Raw genomic sequence first — 11746 nt, forward strand, 5'->3', positions numbered from 1 at the left:
CGTGTCAAGCCTTATTTTTCAAGGCCTTTCACTTTGTCATCCCGACAGGTTTGTATGTTTGTCGTGACAACGGATGCGCATTATAGGGACCCTTCTGATTTAGGCAAGACTTTTTTGTGATTTTTTATTTAAGCGCTTACAATTTAGCCAAAAAGGTTATTTTTGCCTATTTTTTATCACATTTGGTAGGTCTGACAAGCTATTAACTACTAAATCTGCAGCTTGTTCTGCTTCTTCTGTGACTGGTTTTCCTGTACGAACAAGAACCTTAGTACCAACTTTTGCTGCATTGGCGGCTAACATATCTTCTATTTTGTCTCCTACCATATAAGAAGAAGACATATCGATATGTAATTCTTGCTGTGCATCCAGCAACATACCTGGCTGTGGTTTGCGGCAGTTACAGCTCTTCTTATGTTCTTCACTCTCTGCTTCTGGATGATGGGGACAATAATAGATACCATCAAGATCAACACCTCTATCCGCCAATGACCAATCCATCCATTCAGTTAACTGCATAAACTGATCTTCAGTGAAAATCTTACGCGCAATGCCTGACTGATTTGTAACCAAAACCAGAGCATAGCCCATTTCTTTCAGTTCAAGCATGGCTTCAATCGCGCCATCAATAAATTGAAAATTATCTATCTCATGCACATAACCATGATCGATGTTAATCGTGCCGTCACGATCTAAAAATACAGCGGGAATACCTTGAGTCACCTGATAGCTCCAAGAATGTACCAAGCGGACAGTATCGCATGATTTATTACTGAATGAGAATGCAGCATTTAATTTATTCGTAGTTGACTTAGACGTCTAGACGCCTTAACATCCACTTTAATTCATGGCTTGTTGAAATGTTCTCAAGTCGTTCATCTCTACATCTAATAAGAAAAAAATGATAAGACTGACTCAGATAAATAAGATATTTCAACAAGGAACGCGTTCTATAAAAGCGCTTTCAGATATCAACCTGCATGTCCCACAGGGACAAATATATGGCGTCATTGGCTCTTCCGGTGCAGGCAAAAGCACCCTAATCCGCTGTGTGAATATGCTTGAGCGCCCGACTTCTGGTCAGGTATTAGTGGCTGGGCAAGATCTCACTTCTCTTTCAGAACGTGAACTTACTCATGCACGTCGTCATATTGGCATGATTTTCCAGCACTTTAATTTGCTGTCATCCAGAACAGTATTTGACAATGTTGCGTTACCTCTGGAACTTAACAACACGTCAAAAGCCGATATAAAGGTTAAAGTTAACGAATTGCTAGATTTAGTCGGCCTCACAGACAAACATGATGCTTATCCTGCCAATTTATCTGGTGGACAAAAGCAGCGTGTTGCTATTGCACGGGCACTGGCAAACTCTCCCAAAGTGCTTCTGTGTGACGAAGCCACCAGCGCTCTGGATCCAGCAACAACTCGTTCTATACTAGAATTATTAAAAGACATTAATCGTCGACTGGGATTAACTATTCTTCTAATTACCCATGAAATGGACGTTGTTAAACGTATTTGTGATCAAGTTGCCGTCATCAGTGGTGGTCAATTGATTGAACAAGATATTGTGAGCGCAATATTCTCACATCCCAAGACGCCGATTGCCCAAGAATTTATCAAGTCTACGTTGCATTTGGATATTCCTGAAGATTACTTAAAGAAGTTACAACCGGAATCCGCGCCTGATCGCAGTCCATTATTGAAATTGGAATTCACAGGTAAATCAGTTGATGCACCTTTAATTTCGATGGCTGTTCGCCACTTTAATATTGATATTGGCATATTAAGTTCTCAAATCGACTACGCCGGTGGTGTTAAATTCGGGGTTATGCTGGCTGAATTAGACGGGGAAAGCGATAGCATCAAATCAACAATTGAATTTTTAGAAAAGCATCATGTGAAAGTAGAGGTTCTCGGTTATGTCTGAAGGAATGATTTTATTATTAGCTAAAGGAGTCTGGGAAACTCTCGTAATGACTTTTGTTTCCGGTTTCTTTGGTTTTGTTATTGGCTTGCCGGCGGGTGTGCTTTTATATGTTACCCGTCCTGGGCAGATTATTGAAAATGGTGCTCTTTATCGCATACTTTCTGCATTGGTAAATATTACGCGTTCAATACCTTTCATTATTCTATTGGTATGGATGATTCCATTTACCCGTCTGATTGTAGGAACATCAATCGGATTGCAGGCAGCGATTGTTCCGCTGACCGTAGGGGCTGCACCGTTTATTGCCCGCATGGTGGAAAATGCATTATTGGAAATTCCGACTGGCTTAATTGAAGCAGCGCGTGCAATGGGCGCAACACCGTTTCAGATTGTTAAAAAGATCCTATTGCCGGAAGCATTACCAAGTTTGATTAATTCCGCCACCATAACCTTAATCACATTAGTTGGTTATTCTGCAATGGGCGGGGCTGTTGGCGCCGGGGGCTTGGGGCAGATTGGCTATCAGTATGGATATATCGGCTATGACGCGACAGTGATGAATACCGTATTAGCATTGTTGGTTGTTTTAGTATTCTTGATTCAATTAGGCGGTGATCATTTAGTGAAAGCGCTTAATCGTAAATAAGATTATTTCAACAAGGTTTTGGTAAGGACAGGGCTTGTACCTAAGAGCCTCATTATAGCGGTACACAGTAACTTGATAAGACAGGTTATAAATCAGTATTCAATAGGGGTGAAAATATGTCAGTAAAATTGAAATCCATTGCGGCAATCAGTGCATTATTAGGTACATTAATTCTTGCCGGTTGTGGGCAGGAACAACGTGACCCGAACCATATCAGGATTGGAGTTATTGCAGGACCTGAACTTAAAGTTGCTGAAGTGGCTAAACAAGTGGCTAAAGATAAATATGGCCTTGATGTTGAACTGACTACATTCAATGATTACGTTCTGCCAAATGAGTCATTGAGTAAGGGCGATATTGATGTGAATGTCTTCCAGCATAAGCCTTTTTTAGATCAGCAAGTGAAAGATCGTAATTACAAATTGGCAATTGTTGGTAACTCTTTCATTTTCCCAATGGCGGCCTATTCCAAAAAAATTAAGTCACTGGATGAATTGCAAGATGGTTCTCAAATTGCTATCCCCAACGATCCGACTAATCAGGGCCGCGCTCTACTGTTATTACAAAAACAAGGTCTTATCACTCTGAAAGAGGGTGTTGGTCTGCTGCCAACTATTTTGGACATTACCAGCAATCCTAAGCACTTAGATCTCGTACAGTTGGAAGCGCCACAACTGCCACGTTCATTGGATGACCAAAAGATTGCTTTTGCGATTATCAATAATACCTATGCAGGGCAGATTGGGTTAACACCAGAGCAAGATGGACTCTTTGTTGAAGATAAAAACTCACCTTACGTAAATATTATTGTCAGTCGTGAAAACAATAAAAATGCGGAAAATGTGCAGAAATTCGTGAAAGCGTACCAATCTCCAGAAGTAGAAAAAGAAGCTGATAAGGTCTTCAAGGGTGGAGCAATAAAAGGCTGGTAATCTTTCCTATTCAGTCAATCAAGATTAAAATCATTGGGTGGATATTTTTATATCCACCCATTTTCTTTCACTCAATCCCCACTTACTGACGCTATCAATATGAGGATTCAACTCAATGCGTATGTTAGCTATCTGTTTCATGGCGTTCTTTATTGCAGGGTGTAATTCACTGCCAACTCAGTCCGATAAATCTGATATGCGTGATTCGAAGTTGAAACACCAGTCAGTCAAGAAAAACAAGGCTCCCTCTTACGTCCGCCTATATACCAAACCGGATGAGCTTTTAGGTTTATCATTTAAAGAATTAGGTATTGTAGCCGGAGAATCCTGCCGCAATACACTGCAAGACTCTCCTGCCAGTATTGCAACCGCACGGCAAAAAATGTTAGCAAAAGCCTCTTATCTAAATGCAAACGCAGTTTTACTTCATCAATGTGCAATTTTAGCTGGTCAAGGTTGCTATCAAACTGCTATTTGTGAAGGGTCAGCATTACTGACAACCCATAAATAATTATGACTGGATCTTTATTATAAAAAACGCTCATGGCAGATTTTCATTTTACGCAAATAGGAACCATTCATTCTCCTTATAAAGAGAAATTTGCCATTCCCCGTCAACCGGGTTTGGTCGAAGATGGTACAGGGCAGCTAGAGTTACTTGCTCCCTACAATCAGGTTGATGCAGTACGCGGGCTGGAGCAGTTCAGTCATCTATGGATTATTTTTGTGTTTCATCAAACCATGGAGGGTGGCTGGAATCCATTGGTACGGCCTCCCCGTTTAGGCGGAAATGCGAAAATGGGCGTGTTTGCTACCCGTTCAACTTTCCGTCCCAATCCAATTGGCATGTCACTGGTAGAATTGAAAGGCATTCAATGCGAGAACAACCGTGTCATCCTAGAGCTTGGTAGTTTGGATTTGGTGGATGGTACACCTGTTATCGATATCAAACCTTACTTGCCTTTCGCTGAATCACGTCCCGAAGCCAAAGCGGGTTTTGCCCAAACAGCGCCAAATACAGACATGGTCGTCAATTTCTCACCAGAAGCAGAATGCCAACTTCTATCCCACCAAGCCAATTACCCTTATCTGAGACGATTTATCAGCCAAGTATTGGCTCAGGACCCGCGTCCTGCCTACCGTAAAAAAGCGCAGGAAAACCGAATATATGCAGCTCACATCTTAGATTTCAACGTTCGCTGGCTAGTTTTTGATGCCATAACAGAAGTGGTTTCTATCGAACGCCGCTAAAACTCCTTTTGACATCGCAAGCTCGCTGGTAGACTAGCGGTTTGTCTTTATTTTCTGGGTTGGGTGGTAATATCTTACTGCCCAAAAGCAATTTGCTATCCAATGGAAACTTACTATGCGTACTAGTCAATATCTGCTCTCTACTTTAAAAGAGACGCCTGCTGATGCAGAAGTAGTCAGTCATAAACTGATGCTTCGCGCCGGAATGATCCGTAAACTCGCTTCAGGTCTATACAACTGGATGCCGACAGGTGTCCGCGTGTTGAGAAAAGTTGAAAACATTGTTCGTGAAGAGATGAATAATGCAGGAGCGATTGAGGTTTCCATGCCGGTAGTTCAGCCAGCAGATTTGTGGCAGGAAAGTGGCCGTTGGGAACAATATGGTGCAGAATTACTACGTTTTGAAGATCGTGGTGCCCGTCCTTTTGTTTTGGGACCAACTCATGAAGAAGTCATCACTGACTTGATTCGTAACGAAGTAACTTCTTATAAACAGCTTCCGTTAAATCTGTTCCAGATCCAGACCAAATTCCGTGATGAAGTGCGTCCACGCTTTGGTGTCATGCGTTCACGTGAATTCATCATGAAAGATGCTTACTCTTTTCATACCAATCAAGAGTCTCTGCAAGAGACTTATGACAAGATGTACGATGCCTACAGCAAAATCTTTACCCGCATCGGGCTGGATTTCCGCGCAGTGATGGCAGATACCGGCTCCATCGGGGGTAGTGCCTCCCATGAGTTTCAGGTTCTGGCAGACAGTGGGGAAGATGATATCGTCTTCTCTACAGAATCCAGCTACGCAGCCAATATTGAATTAGCTGAAGCTGTCATGCCATCTCAGGAACGTGCGGCTCCGTCTGAAGAGATGCATCTGGTCGATACACCAAATGCTAAAACCATTGCTGAACTGGTCGAACAATTCAATCTACCCATTGAAAAAACCGTCAAAACTCTGATCGTTCATGCCGCAAAAGAAAGTGGACATCAATTAGTTGCTTTGCTGGTACGTGGTGACCATGAACTGAATGAAATAAAAGCAGAAAAATTGCCTTTGGTCGCCAGCCCCCTGAGTTTCGCTAGCGAAGAAGAAATTCGTGCCATCGTGAAAGCGGGTCCAGGCTCTTTAGGTCCGGTCAATCTGCCTATGCCTGTCATTATTGACCGCAGCGTATCCGTCATGAGTGATTTCGGTGCAGGTGCTAATATTGATGATAAACACCACTTTGGTATTAACTGGGAACGTGACTTACCACTACCAGACATCGCTGATATCCGTAATGTCGTTGAAGGTGATACCAGCCCTGATGGCAAAGGAACACTGTTAATCAAGCGTGGTATTGAAGTTGGTCATATCTTCCAATTAGGCACTAAGTATTCTGATGCCCTGAAAGCAACTGTACAAAACGAAGATGGACACAATCAAGTTGTCGCCATGGGATGTTACGGTATTGGTGTGACCCGTATCGTTGCAGCGGCCATTGAGCAGAATCACGATGATCGTGGAGTCATCTTGCCAGATGCGATTGCCCCATTCCAAGTGGCAATTCTGCCAATGAACATGCACAAATCTTACCGAGTGAAAGAAGTCGCTGAAAAATTATATGCGGACTTACGTGCCAACGGTATTGATGTCATTTTCGATGATCGTAAAGAGCGCCCTGGTGTCATGTTTGCTGACATGGAACTGATCGGTGTACCACATACTCTGGTTATCGGTGATCGCAACTTGGATAATGATGAGATCGAATACAAATATCGCCGCACAGGTGACAAGCAAATGCTGAAATTGGACAATATTGTTGATTACCTGAAAGGTCATATTCAACAAGCTTGATTTTGCTTAAAAGTACCTGCTTCAACTGAAAAACCTGCGTATTAATTGCGCAGGTTTTTCATATATGGCTTATATTCCGCTGTTATTCGTTATTTCTTGGTATAACAGGAAGAGGTTTTATCAAAACGAATTTTACCTGTTTGGATCACTGCATTATCAAACAACCCATCTTCCATTGAAGGGCGAAGCGTGTAGTAACCTTCTACTTCCACATAAACAGGAGTTCCACCTTCTACTCCCATAGCGCTGTAACCACGTTCTAAATCGATATTTTCAGAAGCATCATAACGTCTTCCGGTATCACATTCTGTAAAAAGCGCTGAATCAGCAAAATAGCTGTATTCTCCAGCCAGTTTTTTCGGTGCTACTTTCTCTAATTCATAATTGAAGCTTGATTGAATTGGCTCACCGTTAATATCCAGCATGTCCAAATTTTCACCTTTGATCAGGTAATAAGATTTTTTACCGTCTTGATTACTCAAGATAATCTTTTTGCCGTTTATCGCCCAGTGACCCGTTTCAAAGAAAGTATTTTCCTCACTTTTGGCTTTCAAATAAGTTTGCCCCAATATATAAGTCCCATCTTTAGCAAGCTGTAAGGTAGTCTCGATACCTGAGCAATCTGCACAAGGGATAATGCCACTAAACACTTTCTCGGTTGATTGAGACTGTCCCTGAGGTACAGAGTCATTCTGTGTGGCTGGAATGTTCTGACACCCAGCTACGGTGAAAACACCAGCAGCCAGCAATGCAAGTAATATTTTTTTATTCATCATTTAACCCAACAAATTCAAAAAGATAATCAATTAGTTTTAAGTTTCAGTCACAAAGCAACAACTTGAAAGGTAAAACGTATAACCCATTTTTTATAACGTCCTATAAAACATGAGCTTTACGTGACAAGATTAACGTTACTTCCCCATATTCCCAAATATACGGAGAGAAAAATCAAATAGTATGACTTAATTGAGTTGCGTAATGATAAGATACAAATTTAACCTGCTTCTTGTTTCAATAAAATTTGTTTCAATAAAATTCTTACAGATTCACCCAGTAATCACGGAAAGCTTACTGTGCTATAGTCGTAAGTAGCGTTTTGCGTTTGATTCTGGTCAATCACGGGCGGCACGATAACCGCCACTAACATAGTGGTGAGCAAATATGTCTATAGATAATGAAGAATATCAACCAATTAACTGTGATGATTACGATAACCTTGAGCTAGCTTGCCAACGCCAGCTACATTTGCATCTCCAATTACGAGGTGGTGAAATATTTGAAGGCAAAGCTAATAAGCTGATTTTAAGAAAAAAAATTGAATATCTTCTCATCGATTCAAATGAAGGAACCCGTGAATTCAGATTGGATTACATTATCAGTTTCAACAATCCAGAAATTGGAACGATTGTTATTGAGCATTCTTCATCATAACCGCGAATAACAATTGCCCCCTCCTCTAAAGTCCTTATATAAAATAAGGGCTTTTTTAAAAAGCAATTTTCTTCCACTGAACTGAAATCCTCTCGTCATCAGACAAACTCTGACCTTCTTTAGTGATGAAAACACCCAGTGCTGCAATCAGTTTTTCATTGTAATAGAGCAAAGGAGTTCTCTCTCTGAGCCAAGGTGCAACGCCTAATTCTTGCCACAATTTTTTACTGTGTCGAGAATGTTGCCGTCCTACAATACTAATTGTACCCTGAACACCAAAACGAATTGTTACTTGCTCATTACTGTTTGGCATTCTCACTTTAATACTATTTTTTTTAATACTATTTTTTTTAATACCATTTTCTTTGATATTATTTGCTTTAACATCATTTTCTTGCGAAAGGCGCAGTGTTCCCAACCCATCTGGCAACATCAATTCCTGGTGTATATCCCATTCAAGAATAGTCCCCGTCAAACTCTGGTATTGAGGTATCAACCAAAGTTGTTGCCGATAACGACGAATATCATATTGTCCTAATCTAAAGCGAGGTTCTGCGTCTTGCCTGGCAAGTGCCACTTCTGACCAAATTCGTTGGAGCTGCTCTCGTGCTGGCATTTTTACACCACACTGATTGAGCCATCGTCGCAACAACGCATTTCGTTTTGCTTCAGAACTGTTTTCCAAAGGAGGAATAAATATCGAACCCTCCAATGTAATCAATGCATTCAAAGATTCTTTCAGCAATTCATCCAGTAATTGTTCTTGCTCCCCACACAAGCTGGCACTACGGGAAACAGCTTGCGGAAAGTGAGGCCAACGCTGATTGAGTAACGGCATGATATTCAGGCGCAGGAAATTACGGTCATAACGATCATCTTGATTGCTATCGTCCTCTACCCATTGCAACCTTTGCGCCTGAGCATACTCTTCCAATTCTGCACGACTTATATTTAGCAAAGGGCGAATCAATGTCGTTCCCGCAAATGGCATTCTGGAAGGCATGGAAGATAACCCAGCCGGGCCACTTCCTCGTTTCAAGGCTAATAAAAACGTTTCTGCTTGATCATCAAGATGTTGCGCCGTTATTAAAACTTCGTCCTGCTGTAGCTCCTGTTGGAACGCGTGATAACGGGCATTTCGGGCCGCAGCTTCAATTCCATTCTGGCGAGTATCAAGCGTGACTTTTTCAATCCGAAAATCAACCTGCCAGTCAGCACAAATCTGGCGACAATGCTCAACCCATAAATCCGCCTTTGAGTTTAAACCATGATGAATATGGATTGCCCTTAACGCTATTCGCTTACTACTCAATGGGTGAGATTGAGTCCGCAAACTAACAAGCAAATGCAACAATACGGTGGAATCCAATCCACCGCTAAATCCAACTAAAATCTTTTTATGCTGACCAATTTGTTCTGCCAACGTCGTGAGCAGAAGATCATGAATACTTGCCATTATGGAACCAAACCCTTCTTCATTTTTGCCAGATCAATCCTCAATCAGATCATCCATCAATTTATTTTGTTCGGACGATTTTTTCTTAGCACTGATGCAAAGTAATCCAGAAATGATAACCAACGCCAGTCCGATCGCATAGGCAGGGACAAACGCATCATCAAAAAACAGGATAATCCACATCATCGACAAGACTGGTGATAAAAATAAGATGGAGGCAATTTTATGAGAATCAGGACTGTTCATCGCCTTGAACCAAATGATATAAGAAACCCCATTCAGTATGATGCCGTTAAGCAATGTTGGTATTAATGAATCACCGACAGGTAAATTAATGCTGCTGAAAGCAAACATAAATACCGCAGATACTAATGTAGAACACATGAATACCCATAACGTACTAATATAGGGATCAATAGCGAATTGTCTTGATAATACCGACATTAATGCAAAGCAAAACGCTCCGCTAAATACCAGCAACAAAGCCTGAGGATGTTCCACCGCAATCTCTGTGATATTTCCTTTCGTAAACGTAATCACAACAGCCATAAAACCCATTGCAATACCCATCATCTGCCTGATCGACAGTTTTTCTTTAAACAGGAAAAATGATAACCCAATAATCATTAACGGCCAGCTATATTGAATTACCAACACAGCAACACCATTCTCAATGGAGTAACCATAATAAAGCAGCAAATAGAAGAAACAATCTAAAGCACCTAAAATCAATACTTTAGGCATAATGGAAAGAGGAATGAGTAAAAGTTTCTTCCAATTTCGCCCCATCATGAGAGCGACAACAAATACCGCCAAAACAGACAAAATATTTGACCAGAATAAATATTGGAAATGATCCATCTCTTCCTGACCAAAACGCGATATAGAAGGAATAAAACTCCAGATAAACACACAAGAAAATGCATAAATAATATATTGGTATTTTGTCATAGAAAAACTCAACTTATTATTTTAAAGCCCAGCCCACGAGGCACCTATTTCCATCTATACCTTTCGTCTTCCAAGTTGCCTCTTTGTTGGCTGCGCTCACTTGCCGCGCGACGCATCTTGAAATCCATTGGGTATAATGTCATCAAAAATAATAATACGAGAATCATTCTATATCGTGATGATTTCCCCTTATAAACAGCAAAACAGGTGGAAAGACTAGGGATTTATCACTCCTCAGTACTTTCCACCTGCTATTAGCGATATTAAAAATAAAGAGATATTAAAAATAACGCCGTATTATGTAGAAGCCATTATCAATAATGGCTCCCAGAATTTGCGTGCTAATCTTAGCAGTAACCGTATTGCATCAAGCGCTCATAACGACGGTTAACTAATTCTTCACTGTCCAGTTCGGTCAACTCAGCAAGATCAGCCAACAATTGAGTCTTCAATGTTTCAGCTATTATTTCATAGTTACGGTGCGCGCCACCCAATGGTTCTGAAATAACCATATCAATCAGGTTTAATTCTTTCAGGCGTGGTGCTGTGTTCCCCATCGCTTCAGCCGCCAATGGCGCTTTTTCAGCACTTTTCCACAAAATGGATGCACAGCCTTCAGGAGAGATAGTAGAAAAAGTACTGTATTGCAGCATGTTTACTTTATCACCAACACACAGTGCCAATGCACCACCAGAGCCACCCTCACCAATAACTGTACAGACAATAGGTACGGAAAGACGAGACATTTCACGCAGGTTACGGGCAATGGCCTCTGACTGACCACGCTCTTCTGCACCTACCCCAGGATACGCGCCAGGAGTATCAATGAAAGTAATGATTGGCAATTTGAAGCGCTCTGCCATTTCCATCAATCTCAATGACTTGCGATAACCTTCAGGCGATGGCATACCAAAATTACGGCGGATCTTTTCTTTCGTTTCGCGCCCTTTCTGGTGACCAATCACCATGACCGGACGACCATCAATACGCGCCAAACCACCGACTATTGCCTTATCATCAGCATAGGCACGATCACCCGCCAACTCTTCAAAGTCAGTAAATATGTGCTTAATATAATCCAGTGTATAAGGGCGCAGTGGATGGCGTGATAGCTGGGAAATTTGCCATGCCCCTAAATCAGCGAAAATCTTGCGAGTCAGCTCTAGGCTTTTTTCCCGCAGACGCTGGACTTCTTCATCCAGATTGATATCTAGCTTTTCATCTTGACGGCTAACTGCGGTGAGCGAATCAATTTTCGCTTCCAACTCGGCAATCGGCTGTTCAAAATCCAGAAAATTCAGACTCATAA

General features: G+C 41.5%; 12 protein-coding genes. 7 read left to right on the plus strand and 5 right to left on the minus strand.

Annotated elements, in window-relative coordinates; translation table 11 throughout:
• Nucleotides 1-156: 156 nt before the first annotated feature.
• Nucleotides 157-723: a D-glycero-beta-D-manno-heptose 1,7-bisphosphate 7-phosphatase gene (gene gmhB, locus PSI14_RS01650; protein WP_273574108.1), complete on the minus strand. Its 567-nt coding sequence runs from the start codon at nucleotides 721-723 to the stop codon at nucleotides 157-159.
• Between the two features lie 178 nt (nucleotides 724-901).
• On the opposite strand from gmhB, the gene metN reads away from it, so the two are divergent.
• The 6 genes from metN (at nucleotide 902) to proS (ending at nucleotide 6599) form a co-directional block, all read left to right on the plus strand.
• Nucleotides 902-1933: a methionine ABC transporter ATP-binding protein MetN gene (gene metN, locus PSI14_RS01655; protein WP_273574109.1), complete on the plus strand. Its 1032-nt coding sequence runs from the start codon at nucleotides 902-904 to the stop codon at nucleotides 1931-1933.
• Nucleotides 1926-2579 (plus strand): methionine ABC transporter permease MetI, encoded by a 654-nt coding sequence (locus PSI14_RS01660; RefSeq protein ID WP_273574110.1) that lies wholly within the window; start codon nucleotides 1926-1928, stop codon nucleotides 2577-2579. The genes metN and PSI14_RS01660 overlap by 8 nt, the downstream gene beginning before the upstream one ends.
• 116 nt (nucleotides 2580-2695) lie before the next feature.
• Complete coding sequence (locus tag PSI14_RS01665; protein ID WP_273574111.1) at nucleotides 2696-3511, plus strand: MetQ/NlpA family lipoprotein; 816 nt, start codon at nucleotides 2696-2698, stop codon at nucleotides 3509-3511.
• A 115-nt stretch (nucleotides 3512-3626) separates the two neighbouring features.
• Nucleotides 3627-4022, plus strand: coding sequence for an envelope stress sensor lipoprotein RcsF (gene rcsF / locus PSI14_RS01670; protein WP_273574112.1), 396 nt, complete (start codon nucleotides 3627-3629; stop codon nucleotides 4020-4022).
• Between the two features lie 32 nt (nucleotides 4023-4054).
• A complete protein-coding gene (gene tsaA / locus PSI14_RS01675) occupies nucleotides 4055-4762 on the plus strand; it encodes a tRNA (N6-threonylcarbamoyladenosine(37)-N6)-methyltransferase TrmO (RefSeq protein ID WP_273574113.1) in 708 nt (235 codons plus the stop codon).
• Between the two features lie 115 nt (nucleotides 4763-4877).
• Nucleotides 4878-6599 (plus strand): proline--tRNA ligase, encoded by a 1722-nt coding sequence (proS, locus tag PSI14_RS01680; RefSeq protein WP_273574114.1) that lies wholly within the window; start codon nucleotides 4878-4880, stop codon nucleotides 6597-6599.
• Nucleotides 6600-6688: 89 nt separating this feature from the next.
• On the opposite strand, the gene nlpE is transcribed toward proS, so the two are convergent.
• Nucleotides 6689-7372 carry an envelope stress response activation lipoprotein NlpE gene (gene nlpE / locus PSI14_RS01685; RefSeq protein WP_273574115.1) on the minus strand — a complete coding sequence of 228 codons (684 nt, stop codon included), beginning with the start codon at nucleotides 7370-7372 and terminating at the stop codon, nucleotides 6689-6691.
• A gap of 388 nt (nucleotides 7373-7760) precedes the next feature.
• Between nlpE and rof the strand changes: the two genes are divergently transcribed.
• Nucleotides 7761-8030: a Rho-binding antiterminator gene (rof, locus tag PSI14_RS01690; RefSeq protein WP_273556049.1), complete on the plus strand. Its 270-nt coding sequence runs from the start codon at nucleotides 7761-7763 to the stop codon at nucleotides 8028-8030.
• A gap of 55 nt (nucleotides 8031-8085) precedes the next feature.
• Here rof and tilS read toward each other — a convergent pair whose 3' ends face one another.
• From tilS to accA, 3 genes are all read right to left on the minus strand, one after another.
• Complete coding sequence (gene tilS, locus PSI14_RS01695; RefSeq protein WP_273574116.1) at nucleotides 8086-9486, minus strand: tRNA lysidine(34) synthetase TilS; 1401 nt, start codon at nucleotides 9484-9486, stop codon at nucleotides 8086-8088.
• 33 nt (nucleotides 9487-9519) lie between these two features.
• Nucleotides 9520-10437, minus strand: coding sequence for a DMT family transporter (locus PSI14_RS01700; RefSeq protein ID WP_273574117.1), 918 nt, complete (start codon nucleotides 10435-10437; stop codon nucleotides 9520-9522).
• 347 nt (nucleotides 10438-10784) lie between these two features.
• On the minus strand, nucleotides 10785-11744 hold the full coding sequence (gene accA, locus PSI14_RS01705) for an acetyl-CoA carboxylase carboxyl transferase subunit alpha (RefSeq protein ID WP_273574118.1): 960 nt from the start codon (nucleotides 11742-11744) through the stop codon (nucleotides 10785-10787).
• Nucleotides 11745-11746 lie beyond the last annotated feature (2 nt).

The sequence above is a fragment of the Xenorhabdus anantnagensis genome, assembly GCF_028598555.1.
GTDB lineage: Bacteria > Pseudomonadota > Gammaproteobacteria > Enterobacterales > Enterobacteriaceae > Xenorhabdus > Xenorhabdus anantnagensis.

Bases quoted from the DNA above. Each gene is read 5' to 3' on its own strand.
- PSI14_RS01665 (WP_273574111.1), top strand. From the start codon at position 2,696: ATGTCAGTAAAATTGAAATCCATTGCGGCAATCAGTGCATTATTAGGT.
- rof (WP_273556049.1), top strand. From the start codon at position 7,761: ATGTCTATAGATAATGAAGAATATCAACCAATTAACTGTGATGATTAC.
- proS (WP_273574114.1), top strand. From the start codon at position 4,878: ATGCGTACTAGTCAATATCTGCTCTCTACTTTAAAAGAGACGCCTGCT.
- accA (WP_273574118.1), bottom strand. From the start codon at position 11,744: ATGAGTCTGAATTTTCTGGATTTTGAACAGCCGATTGCCGAGTTGGAA.
- PSI14_RS01700 (WP_273574117.1), bottom strand. From the start codon at position 10,437: ATGACAAAATACCAATATATTATTTATGCATTTTCTTGTGTGTTTATC.
- tilS (WP_273574116.1), bottom strand. From the start codon at position 9,486: ATGGCAAGTATTCATGATCTTCTGCTCACGACGTTGGCAGAACAAATT.
- nlpE (WP_273574115.1), bottom strand. From the start codon at position 7,372: ATGAATAAAAAAATATTACTTGCATTGCTGGCTGCTGGTGTTTTCACC.
- metN (WP_273574109.1), top strand. From the start codon at position 902: ATGATAAGACTGACTCAGATAAATAAGATATTTCAACAAGGAACGCGT.
- tsaA (WP_273574113.1), top strand. From the start codon at position 4,055: ATGGCAGATTTTCATTTTACGCAAATAGGAACCATTCATTCTCCTTAT.
- rcsF (WP_273574112.1), top strand. From the start codon at position 3,627: ATGCGTATGTTAGCTATCTGTTTCATGGCGTTCTTTATTGCAGGGTGT.
- PSI14_RS01660 (WP_273574110.1), top strand. From the start codon at position 1,926: ATGTCTGAAGGAATGATTTTATTATTAGCTAAAGGAGTCTGGGAAACT.